This window comes from Bradyrhizobium sp. 21 (genome assembly GCF_023073335.1).
Lineage (GTDB): Bacteria > Pseudomonadota > Alphaproteobacteria > Rhizobiales > Xanthobacteraceae > Bradyrhizobium.
The window spans coordinates 176,964-201,623 of the sequence record NZ_JADPJG010000019.1 but is presented as its reverse complement, the minus strand read 5'-3'; the positions used below and the strand labels follow the sequence as shown (position 1 = coordinate 201,623).

General features: G+C 64.2%; 21 protein-coding genes. 7 read left to right on the top strand and 14 right to left on the bottom strand.

Annotated features, from left to right (window positions below; all coding sequences use genetic code 11):
• Window positions 1-30: 30 nt before the first annotated feature.
• Window positions 31-1,260, top strand: coding sequence for a lytic murein transglycosylase (locus IVB31_RS20020; RefSeq protein ID WP_247325494.1), 1,230 nt, complete (start codon window positions 31-33; stop codon window positions 1,258-1,260).
• A 6-nt stretch (window positions 1,261-1,266) separates the two neighbouring features.
• On the opposite strand, the gene IVB31_RS20015 is transcribed toward IVB31_RS20020, so the two are convergent.
• The 3 genes from IVB31_RS20015 to recJ form a co-directional block, all read right to left on the bottom strand.
• A complete protein-coding gene (locus IVB31_RS20015) occupies window positions 1,267-2,058 on the bottom strand; it encodes an aldolase (protein ID WP_247325493.1) in 792 nt (263 codons plus the stop codon).
• Between the two features lie 109 nt (window positions 2,059-2,167).
• Window positions 2,168-2,977, bottom strand: coding sequence for a glucose 1-dehydrogenase (locus tag IVB31_RS20010; RefSeq protein WP_247325489.1), 810 nt, complete (start codon window positions 2,975-2,977; stop codon window positions 2,168-2,170).
• A gap of 45 nt (window positions 2,978-3,022) precedes the next feature.
• Window positions 3,023-4,864: a single-stranded-DNA-specific exonuclease RecJ gene (gene recJ, locus IVB31_RS20005; RefSeq protein WP_247325488.1), complete on the bottom strand. Its 1,842-nt coding sequence runs from the start codon at window positions 4,862-4,864 to the stop codon at window positions 3,023-3,025.
• Between the two features lie 278 nt (window positions 4,865-5,142).
• Here recJ and IVB31_RS20000 point away from each other — a divergent pair, with 278 nt between their 5' ends.
• From IVB31_RS20000 to IVB31_RS19990, 3 genes are all read left to right on the top strand, one after another.
• Complete coding sequence (locus tag IVB31_RS20000; RefSeq protein ID WP_247325487.1) at window positions 5,143-6,219, top strand: methyl-accepting chemotaxis protein; 1,077 nt, start codon at window positions 5,143-5,145, stop codon at window positions 6,217-6,219.
• Between the two features lie 1,660 nt (window positions 6,220-7,879).
• Window positions 7,880-8,623, top strand: coding sequence for an SDR family oxidoreductase (locus tag IVB31_RS19995; protein WP_247325486.1), 744 nt, complete (start codon window positions 7,880-7,882; stop codon window positions 8,621-8,623).
• A 10-nt stretch (window positions 8,624-8,633) separates the two neighbouring features.
• The gene (locus tag IVB31_RS19990) at window positions 8,634-9,050 is read left to right on the top strand and encodes a cupin domain-containing protein (protein WP_247325485.1); all 417 of its coding nucleotides are present in this window, start codon (window positions 8,634-8,636) and stop codon (window positions 9,048-9,050) included.
• A gap of 7 nt (window positions 9,051-9,057) precedes the next feature.
• On the opposite strand, the gene IVB31_RS19985 is transcribed toward IVB31_RS19990, so the two are convergent.
• The 6 genes from IVB31_RS19985 to IVB31_RS19960 form a co-directional block, all read right to left on the bottom strand.
• Entirely contained in the window at window positions 9,058-10,062 is a 1,005-nt protein-coding gene (locus IVB31_RS19985; protein WP_247325484.1) for a 4-hydroxythreonine-4-phosphate dehydrogenase PdxA, read from the bottom strand.
• Window positions 10,059-11,609 carry a tripartite tricarboxylate transporter permease gene (locus IVB31_RS19980; RefSeq protein ID WP_247325483.1) on the bottom strand — a complete coding sequence of 517 codons (1,551 nt, stop codon included), beginning with the start codon at window positions 11,607-11,609 and terminating at the stop codon, window positions 10,059-10,061. Before IVB31_RS19980 ends, IVB31_RS19985 begins: the two co-directional genes overlap by 4 nt.
• 11 nt (window positions 11,610-11,620) lie before the next feature.
• Window positions 11,621-12,103 (bottom strand): tripartite tricarboxylate transporter TctB family protein, encoded by a 483-nt coding sequence (locus IVB31_RS19975; RefSeq protein ID WP_346730881.1) that lies wholly within the window; start codon window positions 12,101-12,103, stop codon window positions 11,621-11,623.
• A gap of 193 nt (window positions 12,104-12,296) precedes the next feature.
• Window positions 12,297-13,289 carry a tripartite tricarboxylate transporter substrate-binding protein gene (locus IVB31_RS19970; protein WP_247325481.1) on the bottom strand — a complete coding sequence of 331 codons (993 nt, stop codon included), beginning with the start codon at window positions 13,287-13,289 and terminating at the stop codon, window positions 12,297-12,299.
• Between the two features lie 50 nt (window positions 13,290-13,339).
• Entirely contained in the window at window positions 13,340-14,599 is a 1,260-nt protein-coding gene (locus tag IVB31_RS19965) for a CoA transferase (protein ID WP_247325480.1), read from the bottom strand.
• Window positions 14,600-14,608: 9 nt separating this feature from the next.
• Entirely contained in the window at window positions 14,609-15,403 is a 795-nt protein-coding gene (locus IVB31_RS19960) for an enoyl-CoA hydratase/isomerase family protein (protein ID WP_247325479.1), read from the bottom strand.
• A 115-nt stretch (window positions 15,404-15,518) separates the two neighbouring features.
• Between IVB31_RS19960 and IVB31_RS19955 the strand changes: the two genes are divergently transcribed.
• The gene (locus IVB31_RS19955; protein WP_247325478.1) at window positions 15,519-16,184 is read left to right on the top strand and encodes a GntR family transcriptional regulator; all 666 of its coding nucleotides are present in this window, start codon (window positions 15,519-15,521) and stop codon (window positions 16,182-16,184) included.
• 300 nt (window positions 16,185-16,484) lie between these two features.
• On the top strand, window positions 16,485-17,456 hold the full coding sequence (locus tag IVB31_RS19950) for an MBL fold metallo-hydrolase (protein WP_247325477.1): 972 nt from the start codon (window positions 16,485-16,487) through the stop codon (window positions 17,454-17,456).
• A gap of 78 nt (window positions 17,457-17,534) precedes the next feature.
• On the opposite strand, the gene IVB31_RS19945 is transcribed toward IVB31_RS19950, so the two are convergent.
• The 5 genes from IVB31_RS19945 to IVB31_RS19925 all read right to left on the bottom strand — a co-directional run bounded on the left by IVB31_RS19945 (window position 17,535) and on the right by IVB31_RS19925 (window position 22,559).
• Window positions 17,535-18,254 carry a haloacid dehalogenase type II gene (locus IVB31_RS19945; protein WP_247325475.1) on the bottom strand — a complete coding sequence of 240 codons (720 nt, stop codon included), beginning with the start codon at window positions 18,252-18,254 and terminating at the stop codon, window positions 17,535-17,537.
• A 91-nt stretch (window positions 18,255-18,345) separates the two neighbouring features.
• Window positions 18,346-19,347, bottom strand: a complete 1,002-nt coding sequence (gene glpX / locus IVB31_RS19940; RefSeq protein ID WP_247325473.1) for a class II fructose-bisphosphatase — start codon at window positions 19,345-19,347, stop codon at window positions 18,346-18,348.
• Between the two features lie 154 nt (window positions 19,348-19,501).
• Window positions 19,502-20,818 (bottom strand): homoserine dehydrogenase, encoded by a 1,317-nt coding sequence (locus IVB31_RS19935; protein WP_247325462.1) that lies wholly within the window; start codon window positions 20,816-20,818, stop codon window positions 19,502-19,504.
• Between the two features lie 29 nt (window positions 20,819-20,847).
• Window positions 20,848-22,068: an LL-diaminopimelate aminotransferase gene (locus tag IVB31_RS19930; RefSeq protein WP_247325460.1), complete on the bottom strand. Its 1,221-nt coding sequence runs from the start codon at window positions 22,066-22,068 to the stop codon at window positions 20,848-20,850.
• A gap of 215 nt (window positions 22,069-22,283) precedes the next feature.
• A complete protein-coding gene (locus tag IVB31_RS19925) occupies window positions 22,284-22,559 on the bottom strand; it encodes a hypothetical protein (protein ID WP_247325458.1) in 276 nt (91 codons plus the stop codon).
• 252 nt (window positions 22,560-22,811) lie between these two features.
• Between IVB31_RS19925 and phaC the strand changes: the two genes are divergently transcribed.
• Window positions 22,812-24,620, top strand: a complete 1,809-nt coding sequence (gene phaC / locus IVB31_RS19920) for a class I poly(R)-hydroxyalkanoic acid synthase (protein WP_247325455.1) — start codon at window positions 22,812-22,814, stop codon at window positions 24,618-24,620.
• Window positions 24,621-24,660 lie beyond the last annotated feature (40 nt).

The window sequence follows — 24,660 nt, the reverse complement described above, 5'->3', positions numbered from 1 at the left end:
AGGAGCCATGTTTCCCGGTAGGATGGATGCATGAAACAAGCTGATTCCTCGCCCCATCAGACCCGCCGCACCCTGCTCCAATCGACCCTCTGCGCAGCCGCCGTACTCGCCTTGCCGACGCATGTCCTCGCCGCTCCTCCCGGCTTCGAGGAATGGCGCGAGGCTTTTCGCGCGCGCGCGATGGCGAAAGGCATTTCGGCCGCGACCTGGCAGCGTGCGATGGCACGGGTCGAGCCCGACATGAGCGTGTTCAAGCAAATGCGCAACCAGCCCGAGTTCCACGAGCAGGTCTGGCAATACATCAACCGCCGCGTCTCCGACTGGCGCATCATCAACGGCAAGATCGCGCTGAAGAACAACGAGGCGCTGCTCGCGCGCATCGAGCGCGATTTCGGCGTGGAGCGCGGCACGCTGCTGGCGCTGTGGGGCGTCGAGTCCGCCTATGGCGATCCGCTGGTGCAGCAGAACCACATGACGCCGGTTTTCCCGTCGCTGGCAGCGCTTGCGTGGAACGAACCGCGGCGAAAGGCCTATTGGGAGACCGAGCTGATCAACGCGTTGCGCATCGTCGACAAGGGGTGGAGCACGCCGGAGCAGATGCAGGGCTCCTGGGCCGGCGCGATGGGGCATTCGCAATGGATGCCGGAGGTCTGGCTCAATGTCGGGATCGACTATGACGGCGACGGCAAGGTGTCGCCGTTCGGCAAGCCCGACGACGCGTTGGGATCGACCGCAAAATATCTGGTCAACCGCGGCAAGTGGCATCGTGGCGAGCATTGGGGCTACGAGGTGCGCGGCTCCGGCGAGGCGAGCGGCACCCGGACCTATGCGGCTTGGCAGGCGGCCGGCGTCACCCGCGCGGACGGCCAGCCGTTTCCGCAACCCTCTGCGTCCGCGCAGATGTGGACGCCGGTTGCAGGCGGACCGACGTTCCTGCTGGGACCGAATTTCAACGCGGTGAAAAGCTACAATCCGTCGATGAACTATGCGCTTGCGATCTGCCATCTCGGCGACCGCTGCCTCGGCGGGCCGCCCTTCATCCAGCCCTTCCCGGGTTCGGAGCGCGCGCTGACGCTCGCCGAGGTGCAGGAGATGCAGACGCGCCTGACCAAGGCCGGCTTCGACACCGGCGGCACCGACGGCCGCGTCGGCAACGACACCATGAAGGCGATCAAGGATTTCCAGCAGAAGGCCGGGATTGCGCCTGCGGATGGGTACGGCGGGCTGAAGGTGCTGGCGAAGCTGCGACAGGGCGCGTAAGTCGCCTCAGTGCCGGTACTGCGGCTCCTCCGCATCGAGCTGGCGGCGGATCGCGGCGAGATGCAGGCGCGCGGATTCGGAATCGCCTTCGCGCATCTGCTTGTACGTCTCCGCCGCAATCGCGGGATCGACCGGCAGCACCTGTCGTCCCGTCGACATCGCCAGCACCTGTACCTCGGCGGCGCGTTCGAGATAATAGAGATCGTCCCAGGCCTCCGCGATGGTCGGCGCCAGCACCATCACACCGTGATGCCTCATGAAGACGATGTCGGCATCGCCAACGGCCGAGGCAATGCGCGCGCCTTCGCTGTTGTCGAGCGCGAGACCATTGTAGTCGCGGTCCACAGCCGTGCGACCGTAGAATTTCAGCGCCGTCTGCCCGGCCCAGATCAGCGGATCGCCCTCGGTCATCGACAGCGCCGTGGCATAGGGCATGTGGGTGTGGAAGGCCACCTTGGCGCGCGGCAGGCGCTTGTGCATTTCGGCATGGATGTAGAAGGCGGTCGCCTCGGGCACGCCCTCGCCCTCGAGTACGTTGCCGTGGAAGTCGCAGATCAGCAGTCTTGACGCGGTGAGCTCGCGGAAGGCGTAGCCGTAGGGATTGACCAGGAAGAGATCATCATGGCCCGGCACCACGGCCGAGAAGTGATTGCAGATGCCCTCCTCGAAACCGTTGCGCGCGGCCATGCGGAAGCAGGCTGCAAGATCCTCGCGCGCGCCGCGGACTGCATCGGTGGCGAGGTCCGGCCGGTTCGAGCGATGGGGCGCGGGTGAGGAAGCGTGAAGGCTATGCGCCATGGCGGAAGGACACCTCTGTCAGTCGGGAGCTGTCCGCGTTGTACAGGGGCTGCGCCTGCGCGTCAGCCCCTGCAAGCGCCACCCTGCCCTTCGCAGCCCGCGCGGCGGCTTATTGTCGCCGCGGCACGCCGCCGGCATTCATGCCGCCGTCGATGACGAGCTCGCTGCCGGTGACGTAGCGCGAGGCATCGGAGGCTAGGTAGAGCACGCCAGACGCAATCTCGGCGGCCTGGCCAGCGCGGCCGAGCGGCGTGACGACGCGCGCACGCTCCTCCGGATCAATCGGCGCGTTGCCCTGGTTGCCGGTCGCGCCGGTCGGGATCTTGCCCCAGATCGGTGTGTCGATGATGCCGGGATGGACGGAGTTGACGCGGATGCTGTCGCCCACGGCCGCGCACTCCATCGCGATCGATTTTGCGAACAGCCGCACGCCGCCCTTGGTCGCCGAATAGGCGGACAGCCCGGGCGAGCCGCGCAGGCCCGCGAGCGAGGACATCATGACGATCGAGCCGCCGCCGTTCCTGCGCATCAAAGGCAGGCAATGCTTGACCGAGAGGAAGACGCCGTCGAGGTTGATCGCGTTCTGCTTGCGCCAGTCAGAGAGTGTCATGTCGACGATCGAGGGCACGGCAATGCCGATGCCGGCATTGGAGACCATGATGTCGAGCCGGCCGTAGCGCTTTGCGATGTCGGCGACGATCTCGATCCAGCGCTCCTCACTGGTGACGTCCTGCTCCAGGAAAATTGCCTTGCCCCCGGCCTTGGTGATGCGCTTGGCGAGCTCCGGCCCTCGCAACTCGTCGATGTCGGTGGCGATGACGGTGGCGCCCTCGCGCGCGAACAGCTCGACGATGGCCTCGCCGATGCCGGAGGCGCCGCCCGTCACCAGCGCGACCTTGCCCTCAACCTGCCCTGCCATGTTCACTCCCATTTTTGCTGTTAGCTTTTTTGTTGTTTGCCGGGCCTATCTAATCATGGATGGTCCCTGGTCGGGTAGCGCGACGTCGATGACGCGAAACTGCACGCGCTCGGCGCCCTGGTAGCGATCGACGGACAGTGAGCCCGCGACATGCAATTGCTGGCCGCGATTGGCAACAAGCGCGTTGCCGAGCTTCTGGCCGACCGAGCGGAACGCGATGCCGTTGACGATGGAGCCGTCACCGGATTTGAAGCGTAGCCTCAGATGCGCCTGTCCGACCTCGTCGGCATAGACGAGCTGGTGCGCCGGCAGCGCCAGCACGGCTTCCGGATTGCCGCTGCCGAAAGGACCTGCGCGATTGAGCGTGGCCGCGAGCTCTGTCGTCACCGCGCGCGCGGAGACCGCACCGTCGATATAGAGCTCGTTGACGTGGCGCGCTTCGGCAACATCGCGGGCCAAGGCATTCTCGAGATAGGCGCGAAACTCGGCGAGCTTCTCTTTCCGCAGCGTCACGCCCGCAGCCATCGCGTGGCCGCCGCCTTTCAGCAAGATGCCGTCGGTCACCGCCTGCCGCACCGCCTTGCCGATATCGACGCCCGCGATCGAGCGGCCCGAGCCGGTGCCGATACCGCCGGGCTCCAGCGCAATCGCAAAGGCGGGCCGCGAGAACTTCTCCTTCAACCGGGACGCAACGAGACCGACCACGCCGGGATGCCAGCCTTCGGACGCCGTGACGATGATGCCGATCTTGTCCTCGAGCCCGATCGAGGCCAGCGCCTCGGCCTCGGCCTGCGCCTCGGCCGCCTGCTCGATGATTCGGCGCTCGCCGTTGAGGCGATCGAGCTCGGCGGCGATCCGCGCCGCCTCGACGCTGTCACCTTCCAGCAAAAGCCGCACGCCGAGATCGGCGCGGCCGATGCGGCCACCGGCGTTGATGCGCGGGCCCAGCATGAAGCCGAGATGCCAGGCCTCCGGCGGGCCGTTGAGCCGCGCCACGTCCATCAGTGCGGTATGACCGACATGGTCGCGCCGCCGCATCGCGATCAGGCCCTTGGCGACAAAAGCGCGGTTGAGACCGATCAGCGGCGCGACGTCGGCGACCGTGCCGAGTGCGACGTGATGCAGCATGCCGAGCAGATCAGGCTCGGGCATCTCGCTGCTCCAGAAGCCGCGCTGCCGCAGCTCGCGATTGACCGCGACCAGCGTCACCAGCACGAGGCCAACGGCGGCGAGATGGCCGAGGCCCGAGAGATCGTCGAGCCGGTTCGGATTGACCAGCGCGTCAACCTCCGGCAGCTCCGTGCCGGCCTGATGATGGTCGATCACGACGACGGACATCCCGAGACGTTTCGCCTCGGCCAGCGGCTCGATGCTGGTGGTGCCGCAATCGACGGTCACGAGCAGCGTGGCGCCCTTTGCCGCCAGCCCGCGCACGGCCTCCACGTTGGGGCCGTAACCTTCAAAAATGCGGTCAGGAATGTGGATCAGCGGGTCGAGCCCGCAATGGCGCAGATGCCAGGCCAGCAGCGCCGCCGACGTGGCGCCGTCGACATCGTAGTCGCCGAAGATCGCGACCGTCTCGCCTTTCGCCGCCGCATCCGCGATCCGCTTGGCGGCGGCCTCCATCTCCGTCACCGTGTAGGGGTCCGGCAGGAGTTTTCGGATGGTCGGATCGAGGAAGTCGGCGACCGCGTCGACATCGACGCCGCGGCCCGCCAGCACCCGTGCCAGCATCTCCGGCAGCTGATGCTGCTGCACGATGGCGAGCGCCTTGGCCGCCCCGCGCGCGTCCAGCCGGTCGCGCCAGAGCTTGTCAGTGAGCGAGCGCGCGACGCCCAGGAACGCCTGGGGCGCTTCGACGGGCAAGGCGGTGGCGGGCGGCGTCATGATCAGCGGTTGTTCGAGGAACCTGTGCCGGAAGTGTCGCGTGGGGTCCGGTCGGCAGAACGATTGACCCGGAATCCTCCGGGGTTTGCAATGTCTGCGCCGCACAAAGCGGTGGATTGCCGCTTTGCTACGCGGACTGACTATCATTTGAGCATTCCGCAAAACAGCAAATTAAGCAGGCGTTAGGCGGAATCTTCGAAAAAGAACTGTATTCGATCTGTAAGTGATTGTTCCGGGTTCGTTGCAGATCAGGCCTCATTGCCAAGGGAAGTCCCCCGATGTCTGCTGCGCTGGGTCTGAAAGCCAAGCCGAACGCCAACGAACCCGTCGACGATGAGTCCGACATCTCCGCGCTGATCAATCGCCTCACCGCGGAGGTCAACCAGATCGCGGTCGACAAGACCAAGTCGATCCAGCAAATCACCAACCAGATGAAGATGCTGGCGCTGAACGCGCTGATCGAGAGCTCGCGCGCCGGCGCGCAGGGCGCGGGCTTCGCCGTGGTGGCGCAGGAGGTGCGCGGTGTCGGCCAGCAGGTCGAGACCATCGCTCGCGAGCTCGAAAGCCAATTGACAAAGCGCACCGGCGATCTCGTCTCCTCGATCGACCGCATGAGCCAGCGCTCGCGCGGCGAGCGCATGGTCGATTTGTCGCTCAACGCCATCGAGCTGATCGACCGCAATCTCTATGAGCGCACCTGCGACGTGCGCTGGTGGGCGACCGATTCCGCCGTGGTCGATTGCGCGGCCTCGCCCGGCGCCGCGGCCGTGTCCCACGCCTCGCAGCGTCTCGGCGTGATCCTTAATGCCTACACCGTCTATCTTGACCTCTGGCTCTGCGACCTTGACGGCAACGTCATCGCCAACGGCCGCGCGGATCGTTTTCGCGCCGTCGGCCAGAACGTCGCCCACACCAAATGGTTTCGCGAGGCAAAGAACCTGCGCTCCGGCGACGACTATGTCGCTGGCGACGTCGAGAACCAGCCGCTGCTCGGCAATGCGCAGGTCGCGACCTATTGCGCCAGCGTTCGCGCCGGCGGCCAGGCCAACGGCGCGCCGATCGGCGTGCTCGCCATCCATTTCGACTGGGAGGCGCAGGCCCGCGCCATCGTGCAAGGCGTGCGCGTCGGCGACCACGACAAGGCGCGCGTGCTGCTGGTCGATTCCAATCTTCGCATCATCGCCGCCTCTGACGGCCAGGGTATTTTGAGCGAACGAATCTCGCTGTCGCTCAACGGACAGTCGTCAGGATTCTACCAGGATCGCTCCGGCACGCTGGTCGCGTTCCACGCGACCCCGGGCTACGAGACCTATCGCGGACTCGGCTGGTACGGGGTGATCGTCTGCGGGGCGTGAGGCGAGAGACGGCCGACCTGCAAAATCGGACCGGGTAGCCCGCCCGATCGAAAAGCGAGAAAACAACCCCATGCACAGTAGCCTGGGCGTTGTTTTCGTTGGTGTTTTGGGTCCGTCAAAGCACTTTGACTCATCGGGCAGAATACTGGCAGCCTGCGATCTTCGCGGAGCCTGCAATGCAGTCGTTAGCACTTGCTCGATATCGACATTCGCCTCGCCGCCCCAATCCCTTCAGACAACACAACTGCCGGGCCGGGCCGCTGTGGACCTGGCGGCTCAAAGTGGACCTGGTGCTTCCGATGATCCGGGCCGCCTCGCCGATCCGAAACCAGCTCCAAAGGCGTTGCATCGAGAGGCGTTGCATCAAATTTGCCCCCAGCTAGCGACGTTTTGCGGCACCGGTTTTCATTTTCGGCTGAGGAGCACCCAAGGACGCCATTGCTTCGCGCGAGAATGTTGCCTCAAATAGGCTACGACTAACATTTCAATCTAAGATGGTTTTCTCAAATCTTTGGCGAAAGCAACCTATGCCCTTTCTTCGGCTACTGAACCATCAGCAAGACGCCTTTCTCGGTGCCCCAGAGATTTTTCAAGGTGTTCAACTTGGCTATTATGGCGAAGGAACCACCGAAGGATACTGCATCGTACTGAGCGGTATCGTAGCTATTGTCATAGATCCCAATCTCTGGAGGGATCTCGATCAGTTTGCTGGTGCAACCTGGAGGCTGCGCGGTTCTACGCGAGGTGTCACGGTCGCGACTCGATATCAGCATTGGTGGGAAAACTTGCCAGCAGTGCCCTTGATATCACCGATCGACACTAATCGCGCGGACATGCTCAGCCTTCTGACGTCTCCCAATCCACCACATCCATTGCATCGTCCGAGCCTCGCCCCGGGAGCGCCACATGGACGAGGGCCGCTGCCGCCTGTAGTGGCGCACCTCCCCTATTCAACCACGACGGATGATGGTGAGGTATTTTACCGATGGGAAGCGTGGCCAACAAGTCGGCGTATCAATCAGAGTACGAACGAAGTATCGCCCTGGACATTCGTGTCCCCAATTTCCGAAGTGCCATTTGCGCCAACGGGATTTGCTGCGGTATCTCGAATGGCGTTGCCGAGCTTCTTCCCCGCGATGTTCCGCTGGCGAATTAATCCACAGTTCAACACATCAATACTCTGCGGCGCAGTTGTACCTATGTTCGGTCAATCCGGCGGCGGAGTTGAGGCCTGCTTTGATCAAAGGGCCTCTAACGATGGCCCAATCGCTAATCCGGTCATCTTGGACGCTCTCTGATTCAAACTCTCGTTTCTGGAACCCGCTAAGAGCCCTCAGCGGAATTCAGCTCAGTGTGGACAAAATACGCGCCTCACCAGGCGCGAGCACGGACATCAGGCGGACCTGCATTCCCAAAGCGTCCCTGCGCAAGCGTCGTCACCATGCGGAACCAGTCTCGCTCGCAATGCCCCCGAACAGTTCCTCTCATGATTGTCGCAACGAAAATCTCTGGAGCATTTTTCGGCAAGCCAGGCCCGTTACGGGAAAGAGTTCGCCGCATTGCTCGGGTACATTCGCTTCGCATCACATTCAACGATGCGAGTCCGAGTATCCTTAGGCCCTGACCATCTCGCGCTCGCAAATTGCCGTGGAGACATGCCATGAAGATCGTCGTGATCGGCGGGACCGGATTGATCGGATCCAAGCTCGTAACGAAGCTCAAGCAGCAAGGCCACCAGGCCGTGGCAGCATCGCCGAAATCAGGCGTCAACGCCGTCACCGGGGAAGGCCTCGCAGCCGTGCTGGCTGGTGCGGATGTCGTCGTCGACGTCGCCAACGCGCCGTCCTGGGAGCCTGCCGCCGTGCTCGAATTCTTCGAGCGTTCGAGCAAAAATCTCGCCGCGACCGAGGCGGCTGCGGGCGTGAAGCATCATGTGGCGCTCTCGATCGTGGGAACCGATCGCTCGCCCGACATCGCCTATTTTCGGGCCAAGCTCGCGCAGGAGACCATCGTCAAGGCATCTCCGGTCCCCTACTCGATCGTGCGCGCCACCCAGTTCTTCGAATTCCTCGGCGCCATCGCCGATATGGGTGAGGCCGAGGGCCGGATCGTCGTCCCGTCGGCGCTGTTCCAGCCGATCGCGGCGGAGGACGTGGCCGATCGCCTCGCGGAGGTCGCGATGGGCCAGCCGCTCAACGGCACGATCGATATCGCGGGACCTGAGAAGGCTCCCTTCAATGAATTCGTCGCGCGGCGTCTGGAGGCGTCCGGCGACGCCCGACCCGTGGTGGGAGACCCAAAGGCAACGTATTACGGCGCGCCCATCGACGACACATCACTGAATCCACTCGGCGAGGCGCGGCTCGGGAAAACGCCGCTCGCAACATGGCTTGCGAGACTTTGAGGAGACTCCCATGCGCAGATCGCTGATCGCAACCGCTTTTTATGCCGCATCATTCCTGACGGTCCATGCCGCCGAGACGGCGACACCCACGGCCAAGGTGACCGTCGTATTCGACCAGGCGCTGCCCAATGTCCCGGGCAAGAGCATGAAGGGCGTGCTGGTCGAGTATGGTCCCGGAGGGTCCTCACCGGCCCACATCCACGCGCCCTCGGCTTTCATCTACGCCACCGTCCTGGAAGGCGCGATTCGCAGTCAGGTCAATGACGGTCCCGCCAAGGTCTTTCACAAGGGAGAAAACTTCTCCGAAAAGCCCGGCGACCGTCATGCCGTCAGCGCCAATGCCAGCGACACCGAGCCCGCGAAGCTGCTTGCCGTGTTCGTCGTGGATACAGCCGACAAGGAACTGACGATGCCCCTGCCGAAGTAGTGCCGGATCAAGTGAGGCGACGGGCCGCCATCTCTGCCGCGAGCAGCACCGCGGCGCGGCTAGCGCCGATTGATGCAATGCCTTGGCCGGCGATGTCGTAGGCGGTACCGTGGGCGGGCGTGCAGATCGGGAACGGAAAGCCGCCGAGCAAGGTCACGCCGCGATCAAAGCCCATCAGCTTCATCGCGATCTGGCCCTGGTCGTGATACATCGTCAGCACCGCATCGAAGGCGCCGCCCTTGGCTCGCAGGAACACTGTGTCGGCGGGAAACGGTCCCTCCACGGCGATGCCCTCACGCTGGCCGGCCGCGACCACGGGCGCGATGACATCGATCTCCTCACGGCCAAAATTGCCGCCGTCGCCGGCATGCGGATTGAGACCGGCGACCGCGATGCGCGGCCGGGCGAAGCCGGCATTGCGCATGCAGGCATCAGTCAGCTTGAGCGCACGATGGATGCGTTCTCCGGACAGTCGCGCGGCGACGTCCTTGAGCGGGATGTGGGACGTCACGCGGGCGTTCCAGAGCCGGTCCAGCACATTGAACTCGCTCGCGGGGGTCTTGAGCCCGACCACTTCCGCGGAGAACGCGATCTCGTCGTCATATTCGGCACGCGCGAGCCGCATCGCCTGCTTGTTGAACGGCGTGAAGCAGACGGCATCGACCAGGCCGTCGCGGCCGAGTTCGAGCGCGTGCTTGTAGTTGGCAAGCGCGAACCTGCCGCCGGCAAGGCTCGCGATCCCCTGCTGGACGCCGCCGGGATCGAGGTGGCCGAGATCGACGAACAGCGTCTCGCCTTCCGCGCCTCGCAGATCGGCCCCCTGCTCCACCATCGTAAGCGCCGGCTTGACGCCGGCAATGCGCGCGCCCTCGTCGAAGATGCGGCGGTCACCGATCACGACGATCCGGCTGCGGGCGCGGATGTCGTCCTGCACCACGAGCTTTACGGTCAACTCCGGGCTGATGCCGGCGGGATCTCCCATTGCCAATGCAACGAGCGGCTTTGCGGTCATATGGTCACCTTCTCTCGAGCTGCCTCTTGGGCCGTTGTCTCGGTCGCAGCGGATGCGGGTTTGCGCCAGAGACGCGCAAGCTGCAGCACGAGCGGAAGCAGCAACAGCGCGATGCCGGCCACGATCAGGCACGTCACCAGCTTGTTGGCGAAGAATATCCCGAGCGATCCCTTGGACATCAGCATCGACTGCCGGAACGCGTCCTCGGCCTTGTCGCCGATGACGATCGCGAGCACGAGTGGCGCCAGCGGATAGAACAGCTTCTTGAAGAGATAGCCGACGATCCCGAAGCCGAGCATCATGACGACGTCGAGATAGGAGTTCGACACCGAATAGGCGCCGACGACGCAGATGATCACGATCAGCGGCGCGATGATCACAAAGGGAATCCGCATCAGGGCGGCGAAGACCGGCACGGTCAACAGCACCAGCACGACGGCAACGATATTGCCGACATACATCGACGCAATCAGGCCCCAGACAAAGTCCTTCTGGTCGACGAACAGCATCGGCCCGGGATTGAGGCCCCAGATCATCAGCCCGCCCATCATGACCGCGGCAGTGGCCGAGCCGGGAATGCCGAGCGAGAGCATGGGCAGCAGTGCGCTGGTGCCGGCGGCATGATCGGCCGTCTCCGGCGAGATGATGCCCTCGACCTCCCCGGTGCCGAAGTATCGGCCACGGCGCGAGAAGCGGCGGGCGATGCCGTAGCTCATGAAGGATGCCGCAGTCGGGCCGCCAGGCGTGATCCCCATCCAGCATCCGATGGCCGCGCTGCGCAGCAGCGCAACGCTGTGTCGCGGCAAGCGGCCTATCGCGCGAAACACCTCCCGCCACTCGATCTTCGACGAGACCGCGCGGGCATGAAACTCCTCTTCGACGGCGACCAGCAGCTCGCCGATGCCGAACAGGCCCATCACCGCAACGACGAAGTTGACGCCTTTGACGAGTTCGTCGACGCCCATGGTGAGGCGGACGCTACCGGAGACGGTATCGATGCCGATGGCGGCGATGGCAAAGCCGATCGCGAGTGCCACGACGGTCTTGATCGGCGCCGCCCCGCCCATGCCGACGAAGCTCGCAAACGCCAGGAAATAGACGGCAAAGTATTCCGCCGGCCCGAAGGCGAGCGCGACCTGCGCCACCCAGGATGCAAGGAACGTGATCAGGATGACACCGATCAGCGCGCCGAATGCCGCCGAGCCGAAGGCCGTGGCGAGCGCCGTGGTCGGCCGTCCATCGCGCGCCATCGGGTAGCCGTCGAAGGTGGTGGCGACAGACGACGGCTCGCCCGGAATGTTGAACAGGATCGAGGTCACGGACCCCCCGAACAGCGCGCCCCAGTACATGCTGGAGAGCAGGATGATCGCCGACACCGGCTGCATGCCGAAGGTCAGCGGCAGCAGCAGCGACACCCCGTTCGGGGCACCCAGCCCAGGCAGCACGCCGACGAGAATGCCGAGCAGCACGCCGATCACCATCAGCGCCAGATGCGGCAGCGTGATCGCGATGCTGAAGCCGTGAAGGAGTTCCCCGAGATTGTCCATCGGCCTCTCCGTCAGAAGCCGAAGGCCGCGGCGAGCGCGCCGTGCGGCAAGCTCACCTGGAACATGCGCTCGAACACGACGTAGAGCGCAAGCGCTGTCGCCGCCGCCATGCCAAGCGCGCGCGGCACGGATTGTTGTCTGGGGATCGCCAGCACCGCGAATATGTACAGGGCTGAGGCAACGTACATCCCGGCCAACGGAATCGCAGCCACGAAAATCGCGGCCGGCACGAACAGGCCGGCAAGCCGGCGCAGCTCGATCGACGTGATGGCAATGGGGACGCTGGCGAGCGTCGCGGCCGGCATGACACCTCGCACCAGGTTGTAGAGGCTCCCGAGCACGATGATGGTTCCGGTCAGGAACGGAAACGTCCCGGCGTCCACACCCGCGCTCGACCAGCCGATACCGTTATCGAGGCTGGACACGACGACGGCCATACCGAAACTGCCGGTGAGGACCGCGGTCGCAAGTTCGAGAGCCCGGCGCGATATCATGACACGGTCCCTATCCCATGTGACCGCGAGGAGTCTGTCGAACGAGTTCGGCCTGCATGGTTCGAGACGCCCGCTTTCGCGGGCTCCTCACCATGAGGGTCTGATATCTCGCCGCGACGCGCGACCTCATCCTGAGGGCCCGCCGCAGGCGGGCGTCTCGAAGGATGGCCGCAGGCGACCTGCCCGCTCCGCCTCACTTGACCAACCAACCCTGCTCGCCCGCAACCAGCTTGACGCGCTCGAGGTCCTCCTTGATGAACTTGTCGAACTCGTCCCCGGTCAGGAATGTGTCGATTTGGGAGCTCTTCTCGATGTAATCCTTCCATTCCGGCGTCGCCTGCACCTTCTTCATCAGGTCGACATAGAATGCGGCCTGGTCCGGGGTGACCTTGCCGGGGAGCCACACCGTCCGCGGCTGCTCATACTGCTTGATGTCGAGCCCCTGCTCGACGCAGGTCGGAACGTCGCCCCATCCTTCGGTCGCCGTGACCTTGGCGCCCTGCGGCAGACGCTTCGGGCTGAAAACGCAAAGCGGTCGCTGCGTTCCACCGCGCCATTGCCCGAGACTTTCGCTCGGATTGTTGACGTGGGAGTCGAGGTGTCCGCCGGCGAGCTGCACGGCCGTCTCGGCGCCGCTCTTGAAGGGAATGTAGGTCAGCTTCACATGACCGGCCTTTTCGATCATGCGGGTAAGAACTTCATCCGTGTCCTTTGACTGCGCGCCGCCCATCTTGAATTCGCCCGATGCGGCCGCCTTCAGATAGTCGCCTGCCGTCTTGTAGGGCGCGTCCTGCTTGACCCAGAGCAGGAACTCGTCCTGCGCCATGGCAGCGATCGCAGTGAGATCGGTGTAGTTGAAGGCGACCTTGGAGACGAGCGGCTGCTGCCAGGCATTCGACGTGCCGAAGATCACCTTGTAGGGATCGCCGGCGGACGCCTTGCCGTAGACATAGCCTTCCGCGCCACTGCCGCCGCCCTTGTTGACGACGACGATCGGCTGCTCCACCAGCTTGTGCTTGGTGATGATGTTCTGCACGGCGCGCGCGAGGTTGTCGGTGCCGCCGCCGGGCCCGGCGGTCGCCACGAACTCGATCGGCTTTTGCGGCTGCCAGGCGCTGAGTGCCGGCATCGTGCCGGCGAGCACAATTGCGGCTGCGGAGAGCAGAAGTGTTGACGTCCGACCCATGATGTCCTCCAGCTGATTTTTGTCTTGTTCTTGTCGTTTTCGACGTCCGGTCAGGCGACGCGTTCCTCGCGTCGTCCCGATGCCAGCACGATGGCGCCTTCTTTTTCGAGCGCTTCGATCTGCTTCCGGTCGAACCCGTGCTCGACCAGCACCTCGCTTGTATGCTCACCGTAGACCGGCGCGCCCGTGCGCACTTTGCCTGGGGTCTCCGAAAACTTGACCGGCAAGCCGATCGTCTTCACGGGACCGAGCGTGGAATGCTCGACCTCGACGACCATCTCGCGTGCCAGCGTCTGCGGATCGCTGAGTGCCTCCAGCATGTCGTGCACGGGTCCGCACGGCACGCCCTTCTCGTCCAGCGCAGCGAGCCAGTGCGCGCGCGTGCGGGTGCGGAAGCGCTCGCTCAGGACAGCTTCGAGCTCCTTCAGATTGGCCATGCGGTCGGCGCCGTTGATGAACCGCGGATCGGAGGCGAGCTCGCTTGCACCGAGGGCGTCCAGCATCAACAGCCAATGCTTCTTGTTGGCGCCGCCGACCACCAGCCAGCCGTCCGAGGCCTCGAATGCCTGATATGGCGCGTTCAGCGGATGGGCAGAGCCCATCGCGCGCGGCGCGGTGCCAGCGGCGAGCGCGATGGTCGACTGCCAGTAGGTCTGCACCAACGCGGCCTCATAGAGCGAGGTCTCGACCCACTGCCCCTCGCCGGTCTTCAGACGGTGCGTGTAGGCCGCGAGGATGCCCATGCTCGCCAGCAGGCCGGCGGTGATGTCGGACAGCGGCGGTCCGCATTTGACGGGCGGACCATCGGGGCGTTCGCCCGTGAAGCTCATGATGCCGCTCATGGCCTGGGCGACCAGATCGAAGCCGCGGCGATGCTTGTAGGGTCCGGTGCGGCCGAAGCCCGACAGCGAGCAATAGATCAGTGTTGGATGCTGCTTGTGCAGGTCTTCATAGCCGAAGCCGAGGCGCTCCATGGCGCCCGGCGCAAAATTCTCGACCAGCACATCGGCGCCCGCGATCAGCCGCCGCAACACCTGCTTGCCGCCATCGGTCTTCAGATCCAGCACGATGCCGCGCTTGTTCCGGTTCATCATCAGGAAGGAGGCCGCCTCGTCGCCGATCTTCGGCGGTACCGAATGGCGGGTGTCGTCACCGTTCGGCGATTTTTCGATCTTGATGACGTCGGCGCCCATGTCGGCCAGCATCAAGGTGCAGGTCGGCCCTGCCATGACATGGGTGAGATCGATGACCTTGAGGCCGGCAAGCGGCCCCGAACGGCCAGGGGTTGATTGCGAGCGATCGCTTTGCATCGGGGCGTCCTATTGGCCGCGCCATTGCGGCGCGCGCTTGGTGAGGAAAGCATCGAGCCCTTCGCGAAAATCCTGGCTCGTGTAACACATCAGGATGAGGTCTTCGCCCTCGTCGCCCGTCAGTCGCCTTTGCAGGCGCGCCACGGCCTGCTTGGTCGCATTCAGCGTCAGCGGCGCGTGACTGGCGAGCAATCCGGCAATTTCGTCCGCGCGCTTGTCGAGCGCGGCGAGATCCTCGACGACCTCGCCAAGCAGCCCGACACTGGCGGCCTCCGTCGCGTCGACGAGGCGCGCCGTAAAGATCAGATCCTTGACGCGGGCAGCGCCGATCAGCGCGGTGAGACGACTGACATTGGACATCGACAGGCAATTGCCGAGCGTGCGGGCAATGGGAAAGCCGATTTTGGCGCTTTGGGTGCCGATGCGGAGGTCACAGGCCGCGGCAATGCCCGCGCCGCCGCCGGTGCAGAACCCGTTGATCGCCGCGATCGTCGGCACGCGGCACTGCTCGAGCGTGGTCAGCACCCGATCGATGCGGTTCTCATAGTCGATCGCGTCCTGCGGCGACTTGAAATCGCGGAACTGATTGATGTCGGTGCCCGCGGCAAACGCCTTGTCGCCGGCCCCGCGCAGCACCAAAACCTTGATCGCGTGATCCTCGTTGATCTCCTCGCAGATCGCAGCAAGCCGCTCATACATCGAGAAGGTGAAGGCGTTGCGGGCCTGCGGACGGTTGAAGGTGATCCGCCCGATCGCGTCCTGGCGCTCGAAAACGAGGTCTTCCGCCTTCACCTGCTGGTCCATTTCCTCATGTCCTTCTGTTTTTTGCATTTTTGAATGCAAAATTGTCGATTTACAAGCCGGAACTTGCAATACTCGGCATATATCTTGATTTTTGCATTCAAACGGACGCAGACCCATGCTGCATGAGGAAGTCGTCGGCCGCATTCGCGCCATCCTGCTCGACGGCGAAATCCCGCCGGGTGCACGGATTCCCGAGCGCGAGCTGTGCGAGCGGCTGCAGATATCACGGACGCCGCTACGCGAGGCACTCAAGGTGCTCGCCGCCGAAGGGCTCGTGCAGCTCCTGCCGCATCGCGGCTCGCGCGCGGCAAAACTGACCGACAAGGACATGCGCGACCTGTTCGAGGTCTGCCAAGGCCTCGAGGCACTCGCCGGCGAGCTCGCCTGCGAGCGCATCACGGACGCCGAGATCGACGCGATCTCCGCTGCGCACGGGGACATGGTGCGGCATTATCGCGATGGCGATCTCATTCAGTACTATCGCGGCAACCGCGCCATTCACGAAGCCATCATCACCGCAGCCGGAAACCCGGTCCTCGCGGGGCTGTATTCGTCCGTGACCGCGCGCATCCGCCGCGCGCGCTATGTCACCCCGATGACACCCGAGCGCTGGGCGGTCGCCGTGAAGGAGCACGACGCAATCCTGAATGCACTGCAGAGGCGCGACGGCGTCGGCCTCGCCCATATCCTGCGCGCGCATCTGCGCCACAAGCGCGAAGAGGTTTTGCAGGCGGGCTTTGCCGAAACGGAAGGAAGCGAGCTCGCGCCGAGCGTTGCATGAGCCATACGTTCGCGGCGTAGCAAGAATCTTGCGGTCCCGCCGTCTCGCGCGGCCGGCAGACACAATCACGACACAATCATTGATTGCTTTGGCCGCACTGGCTGGATCGTGCTGACACGAAAGTATCGGCAGCGGAGGTTTTTGTCGCGCGCCGGAATTGCTTCAGCAAGCCGCGATCGTCCACCAAATCAATTCCACTTGCTCGCCTGTCCGAACCGGCGCAGCATTCGACCATCGGCCCAAGCCGAATGTAACGCGCAAACAATTGCGCAAAACAAAAGACAATAGCGGAGGAAACGCATGACCATCGATGTCTCACGTCGGTCCTTGTTGACCCTCGGGGCTGGCCTTGGTGCCAGCGCAATGCTTGGCGGCAGCGCGCTGGCGCGCGCACCCAAGCTCGGCACGCAGACGCCCTACTGGCACCGCTTCGTTCTCGGCGATGCAGAAGTCACCGTTGTCTCCGACGGACCGCTTCCGCTCGGCGACCCCTCCGGGACCTTCACCGGCGTTCCCAAGGAAGAGGTGAAGAAGATGCTGGCCGACAATTTCCTGTCGCCGGACAATGTCGTGCTCGAGCAGAACTCCCCGATCGTGAACACAGGTGACAAGCTCATCCTGTTCGATACCGGCATGGGCTCATCGAAGATGTTCGGCGCCACCACCGGCCGGCAGCAGAAGAGCATGACCGAGGCAGGCATCAAGCCCGGGGACATCGATGCGGTGGTCTGCTCGCATGCCCATATCGACCATATCGGAGGCATTGTGGACGACGGCGGCAAGCCGCTGTTTCCGAACGCGCAGATCTACATCTCACAGACCGATTTCGACTTCTGGACCGATGAAGGCAAGCTCGGCAGCGCGGCCAAGGACTTCGTCGTTCACGCCCGCAAGAACCTGCTGCCGGTGCGCGACCGCATCGTGTTCTTCAAGGACGGCCAGGAATTCCTGCCCGGCGTGCAGGCGATCGCGGCGCCCGGTCATACCGTCGGCCACACCATCTTCATGGTCTCGTCGGCCGGCAAGTCCTTCGCCTTCATGGGTGACCTCTCACACCATCCCGTCCTGCTGCTCGAGCGTCCGCGGATGGAATTCTCCTACGACACCGACCCGAAGCAGGCGGCCGAGTCGCGGGTGAAACTTCTGACCATGCTTGCGGCGAACAAGACGCCCGTGATGTCCTATCACTTCGCCTGGCCCGGCTACGGCCATGTTGCCAAGGCCGGTGAAGGCTTCCATTATTATCCCGAGCCGATGCAGATGACTTTGTAGGTCGTCGAACCTGATCCGGGCGGCGCACGCGCCGCCCGGATCACGGATGCCGGACATCGTCCTCCGGAAATCCGCGCTCTAGCAGCCGAGCCTGTCGGCGACCCCGCCAAAATCCTTGGCGACGATGTCCCACTTGCCGGTGGCCTCGAAATCGACCTTTTGAAGCGGACCGTATTCGGTCGGCCTCGCCACGAAGGCGGTCTTCAGCCCGTTCTTCTGTGCGGCAGCGAGATCACCGTTGTGGGCGGCGACCATCATCACCTCTTCCGGCTTGAGGCACAGCAACCGCGCTGCGCCGAGATAGGTCTCGGGATCGGGCTTGTAGTGCTCGAACAGCTCGGCCGACATGATGAGGTCCCACGGCAGGCCCGCAAACTTCGCCATGTTGGTGAGCAGCGCGACGTTGCCGTTCGACAGCGGCGAGATCACGAATTTCGTCTTCAGACGCTTCAGGCCGGCGACGCTGTCGGGCCAGGGATTGAGGCGATGCCAGCCCTTGGTGAGGTGATCGAGATCGGCTTCGGTGAGGCCTTTGATCGCAAATTGCTCAACCAGCTTTTCCAGCGAGCGCCGGTGCAGATCGTCGAGCATGACATAGCCGCGCTCGGGATGTTTGCGCACGTCGTCCATCGAGGCCATGTACATGCCGCGCCAGCCGTCCACCAAGGCGGTCCAGTCGACGCTGATGCCGCGGCCCCTGCCCCACCACATGAAGTCGGTGATCAGGCTGGTGCGCCAGTCCACGACCGTGCCGAACACGTCGAAGACGAGGGCTTTGACGGCGGAAAGATCGGACATGTGCGCTTCCCTTTAGGCTGCTTATTATTGGTCATTCCGGGATAGGCCGTGAAGCGTAGGCCCGGAATGACGGCCGTCGTTATTACGTCGATCAGTCCAGATGGAACTTCGCGAGTTCGCGGTGCTCGGCCTTGATGTAGCGCACGGTGCCGGTGACGGAGCGCATCACCACCGTCTCGGTCTCGATCACGCCGTCCTTGCGGAATTTCACGCCCGAGAGCAGCGAGCCCGTGGTGACGCCGGTGGCGGCGAACAGGCAGTCGCCGCGCGCCATGTCCTCGATGCCGTAGATCATCTTGGGATCGTTGACGCCCATCTTGGCGGCGCGCTCGCGCTTCTCTTCGGAATCGAGGATCAGGCGGCACTGCATCTGGCCGCCGATGCAGCGCAGCGCCACGGCCGCGAGCACGCCCTCCGGCGCGCCACCAGTGCCGAGATACATGTCGACGCCGGTGTTGTCGGGGTCGGCGCAGTGGATCACGCCGGCGACGTCGCCGTCGGTGATCAGGCGCACGGCGGCGCCGGTCGAGCGCACGCTCTCGATGATGCTGGCATGACGCGGACGGTCAAGCACGAGAACGGTGATCCCCGCCGCCGTGACGCCCTTGGCCTTGGCGAGGCGGCGGACGTTGTCGGCCGGCGAGGCATCGAGATCGACGACGCCCTTGTCATAGCCCGGCCCGATCGCGAGCTTCTGCATGTAGACATCAGGAGCGTGCAGCAGCGTGCCGCCGTCGGCCATCGCCATGGTGGCGATCGAGCCCGGCATGTTCTTGGCGCACAGCGTGGTGCCTTCGAGCGGGTCGACCGCGATATCGACCTCCGGGCCGGTGTTCATGCCAACCTTCTCGCCGATGAAGAGCATCGGCGCCTCGTCGCGCTCGCCCTCGCCGATGACGATGGTGCCCTGGATCGGCAGCTTGTTGAGCTCGCGCCGCATGGCGTCGACGGCGGCCTGGTCGGCGGGTTTCTCCTGCCCGTGCCCGCGCAACCGCGCCGAGGACACCGCCGCCCGCTCCGTCACGCGCACGATCTCCAGCGTGAGAATGCGCTCGAGCAACGCTTGCGGCGGGACTGAAATATGGGTCGACATCGGCTAGCTCCTTCGAAACGGTTTTGGACGGAAATCTCCGTCCGCATCAACTCGTAGCACCCACAGTTCGTTCGAACCGTGTCATTGGCATGCTCTTTCCCGAAAACCGCTTCGCACCTTGCGCCAACGCGGTCCTTCGGATCGGGAGCATGCCCTAGTTCTTCTCGATCCGGATGACCTGCGGCCGTCCGCTGATCACCTTGTCCTTCTGCACGGCCGCGAGCGCGCGGCGCACGGCGTCCTCATGCGTGGCATAGGTGATCAGGATGACGGGCACCGGGACCGCCTTGCCGTCGCGAGGGGCAGCGCCGCCATTGGGGTGACGCTGCACGATCGACTCGATCGAAATTTTCTGCTCCGCGAGCCGGGTCGCGATCGCCGCCGCGGTGCCCGGGAAATCGCGTGCCAGAAGGCGGATGTAGTAGCCGCCCTCGTGGCGCTCCATCGGCGCCTTCTTGGTGTCGCGCAGATGCGAAATCGGCCGTCCGAACGGATTGGCGCGGATGCCGCGCGCGACGTCGGCGATGTCGGCGACGACGGCGGACGCGGTCGCAGCCCCGCCGGCACCGGGGCCGACCAGCGTGATCGGCGGAATGCCCTCGCCATCGATCGTGACCGCATTGGTGACACCCATCACCTGTGCGATCGAGGAGGATTTTGGAACCATGGTCGGATGCACGCGCTGCTCGATGCCCTTGGCGGTGCGCACCGCGACGCCGAGCAGCTTGAGCCGATAGCCGAGATCGTCGGCGGCACGCAGATCTTCCGGGGCGATGGATGAGATACCTTCGACATACACCGCGCTTTGAGCAACTTTCGTGCCGAAAGCGAGGCTGGCGAGAATGGCGAGCTTTTGCGCGGTGTCGTGGCCGTCGACATCGAAGGATGGATTGGCCTCGGCGTAGCCGAGCCGTTGCGCGTCCTTCAGGCATTCGGCGAAGGACAGGCCCTCCTGCTCCATTCGGGTCAGGATGTAATTGCAGGTGCCGTTGAGGATGCCGTAGACGCGGTTGATGCCGGTTCCGGCAAGACCTTCGCGTAACGTTTTGATGACGGGGATCGCAGCACCAACGGCTGCCTCGAAATTCAGCGCGCCGCCGTGCTTTTCAGCGGCTTTTGCGAGCTTCAGGCCGTGCTTGGCGAGCAGTGCCTTGTTGGCGGTGACGACGGACTTGCCGGCGTTCAGCGCGGCTTCGACCGCGGACAACGCGGGATCGCCGGCGCCGCCCATCAGCTCGACGAAGCAGTCGATGCCGGGATGCGTGGCGAGCGCCATCGGATCCTTGACCCATTCGACGCCGCGCAGATCGACGCCGCGCTTTTTCGCCTTCGAACGTGCCGTGACGGCCACGACGCGAATACCGCGGCCGCTGCGGCCCGCGAGCGCGCGGGCCTGCGTCTCGATCAAACGGACAACTTCGGCGCCCACGGTGCCGAGCCCCGCTATGCCCACTTTCAGGGGTGCAACCATGATGCCTGGGAAAACCTGCAGAAGAGAACTTAACGCCGATTGGCGAGCGGAACGACGTTGTGCAACGTTTCGATGCCGCTTTCAAGGAAGCGGCGCACGCCACGCGCGGCCTGCCTGATCCGTTGCTCGTTTTCCACCATGGCGATGCGGACATATCCTTCACCATGCTCGCCGAAGCCGACGCCCGGCGAGATCACAACGCCGGATTTCTCCACCATCAGGGTCGCGAACTGCATGCTGCCGACGCTGCGGAAGGCTTCCGGCAGCGGCGCCCAGGCGAACATCGACGCATCCGGCGGCGGGATCTCCCAACCGGCGCGACCAAACGATTCGACCAGCGCGTCGCGGCGCTTGCGATAGGTGTCGCGCATCTCCTTGATGCAATCATCGGGACCGTTCAGCGCGGCGGTCGCGGCGACCTGCACCGGCGTGAACGCGCCGTAGTCGAGATAGGATTTGACGCGCGCGAGTGCGGCGATCACGCGCTCATTGCCGACCGCAAAGCCCATGCGCCAGCCGGCCATCGAATAGGTCTTCGACATCGAGGTGAACTCGACGGTGACGTCCATCGCGCCGGGCACCTGGAGCACCGAAGGCGGCGGGTTGTTCTCGTCGAAATAGACCTCGGCATAAGCGAGATCCGACAGGATCAGGATCTCGTGCTTCTTCGCGAACGCGACCAGATCCTTGTAGAAGTCGAGGCTCGCGACATAGGCGGTCGGGTTCGACGGGTAGCAGACGACAAGCGCGAGCGGCTTCGGGATCGAATACACGATCGCCCGCTCGACAGCCTCGAAGAATTCGGGCGTCGGCTCGGAGGGCACCGAGCGGATCACGCCACCCGCCATCAGGAAGCCGAAAGCGTGAATCGGATAGCTCGGGTTTGGACACAGGATGACGTCGCCGGGCGCGGTGATCGCCTGCGCCACGTTGGCAAAGCCCTCCTTGGAGCCGAGCGTCGCCACCACCTGGGTGTCGGGGTTGAGCTTCACCCCGAAGCGGCGGGCGTAGTAGCCGGCCTGGGCCCGGCGCAGGCCGGGGATGCCGCGGGAGGCGGAGTAGCGGTCGGTGCGCGGCTTGCCCAGCGTCTCCTTGAGCTTCTCCAGCACATGCGCTGGCGCCGGCAGGTCCGGATTGCCCATGCCGAGGTCAATGATATCGGCGCCGGCATTCCGCGCGGCTGCCTTGGCCCGGTTGACCTGTTCGAACACGTACGGCGGAAGGCGGCGGATGCGGTAAAAATCTTCCATGGCTCTCTCGGCTCCGGGCAACCGGTCAGGACAGAATCGACAGGCCAACACGGCCATGCGGAAAGGCGCCACCCTCTTCGTGAAAATCGCTCAAAATCAAACGCTTAGAGCAATATTCGGCGACGGGAGCTGAAGTCGTTCGCCCTGACTCTCGGCTGAACTCACGTCTTTTTAGCACGGAGTGGCGAGGGCGCCAGCGATTACCTTGCACCGCCCTATTTGGCGTCTTTTGCGGCAACGGATTGGCGGTCGCGCGCGGCCGCGAGCTCGGCTTCGATCTTGGCGCGCTGGTCCGGGGGGATGACCGCCTGACTACGATCCGGCGGCAGATCGTGCACCGGAAGGAAGGTGCCGGGCTCCCTGGGATGGGCCTGCGCGTCGGTGGGCGTGTAGTCAGCCAGCTGACTCGAGCAACCGCCCAAGGCGAGCACCGCCATCAGCAGCGCGCCACAAATCGGCAGCGACTTTTGCAGGTCCCTCAACGCCAACACTTGGGAAATCCCCTACTCGTCCCAACACAAGGCTGCCGGAGCTTAACCCGACAACTTGCTCAAGCTCAAACCATTGCTGCCCACAAATGGTACGAGCGAGAAAACATCCAAGGCCCACACCGGATAGCTGCACCCAGATTGTGACAAAACCAAGAGCCTTTGTCGCAGTGCAGCACATGTTGGAGCATGTTTAACGCCAAAGATGCGAGCTTCGCGGTGACGAATACGGAATGAATCGTTACTGTTCTGCTCATGAGCATGGCCACGACCGACACGCCCAAACCCGAGACGAAGTTCGATGCGGAAGCCTTCGCGATCAATGTCGCGCGGGCGATGGAGAGCGGCGGCAAGGCGCTCGCGGCCTACCTCAAGCCGCGCGAGAGCGGCGAGGTGCAGGACCGCCCGCCGGCCGAGCTCACCGAGGTCGTCAAGACCTTCACCTCGGTCGCCGAATACTGGCTCTCGGATACGACGCGCGCGTCCGATCTCCAGACCAAGCTCGCCAAGGACTATCTCGATCTCTGGAGCTCTGCGGCGCGCCGCATGGCCGGCCAGGACGCGGCACCCGCGATCGCGCCCTCGCCGCGCGACAAGCGCTTTGCGGATCCGGAGTGGAAGTCGAACCAGTTCTTCGATTTCGTGATGCAGCTCTATCTGCTCACGACCAAATTTGCGCATGAGCTGGTGCGCGACGCCGAGGGGCTCGATCCGCAGACGCGGCGCAAGGCCGAGTTCTACGTCCAGCAGCTCACCAACGCGATCTCGCCGTCGAACTTCGTGCTCACCAATCCGGAGGTGCTGCGCGCGACGGTCGCCAGCAACGGCGAAAATCTCGCCCGCGGCCTGACGATGCTGGCCGAGGACATCGCCGCCGGCAAGGGCGTGCTGAAGATCCGCCAGTCCAATCCGGACAATCTCGTCGTCGGCGTCAACATGGCGACGACGCCGGGCAAGGTGATCTACCAGAACGAGACGATGCAGCTGATCCAGTATGCGCCGACCACGGAGAATGTGCTGCGCACGCCGCTCCTGATCATCCCGCCCTGGATCAACAAATTCTACATCCTCGATCTCAAGCCGGAGAAATCCTACATCAAATGGTGCGTCGACCAGGGCATCACCGTGTTCGTGATCTCATGGGTCAATCCCGACAAGCGGCTCGGAGCCAAGAGCTGGGAAGACTACATGAAAGAAGGCCCGCTCGCGGCGATGGACGTGATCGAGAAGGTCACCGGCGAGATGAAGGTGCACGCCGCCGGCTATTGCGTCGGCGGCACCATGCTCGCGACCACGCTGGCCTGGCTCGCCGAGAAGCGCCGCCAGCGCGTGGCGTCCGCGACGTTCTTCGCGGCACAGGTCGACTTCACCCATGCCGGTGATTTGCTCGTGTTCGTCGACGAGGAGCAGATCGCCTCGCTCGAGCAGGACATGAAGGCGGCCGGCGTGCTCGAAGGCTCGAAGATGGCGATGGCCTTCAACATGCTGCGCTCCAACGATCTGATCTGGTCCTACGTCGTCAGCAATTACCTCAAGGGCCAGCAGCCGAGCGCGTTCGACCTGTTGCACTGGAATTCCGACGCCACGCGCATGACCGCAGCGAACCATTCCTATTATCTGCGCAATTGCTATCTGGAGAACCGGCTCTCCACCGGCACGATGGTGCTCGACAACACGCTGCTCGACCTCTCCCAGGTCAAGGTGCCCGTCTACAATCTCGCCACCCGCGAGGACCACATCGCGCCGGCGGAATCGGTGCTGTACGGCTCGCAGTTCTTCGGCGGCCCGGTGAAATACGTGCTGTCCGGCTCGGGCCATATCGCCGGCGTCGTCAACCCGCCCGCCTCGAACAAGTACCAGTACTGGACCAACGACAACGTCAAGGGCGTCAACGTCGCCGAATGGATGAAGGGCGCGGTCGAGCACAAGGGCTCGTGGTGGCCGGACTGGCGCGAATGGCTCGGCACCCTCGATCCCGAGGAGGTCCCGGCGCGCGCGGTCGGCAGCGAGGCGATGCCCCCGATCGAGGACGCGCCCGGCAGTTATGTCAGGGTTCGCGCATAGCGGAATCTCCCGCGCTTTTGTATAGACTCGCGCTCAACGC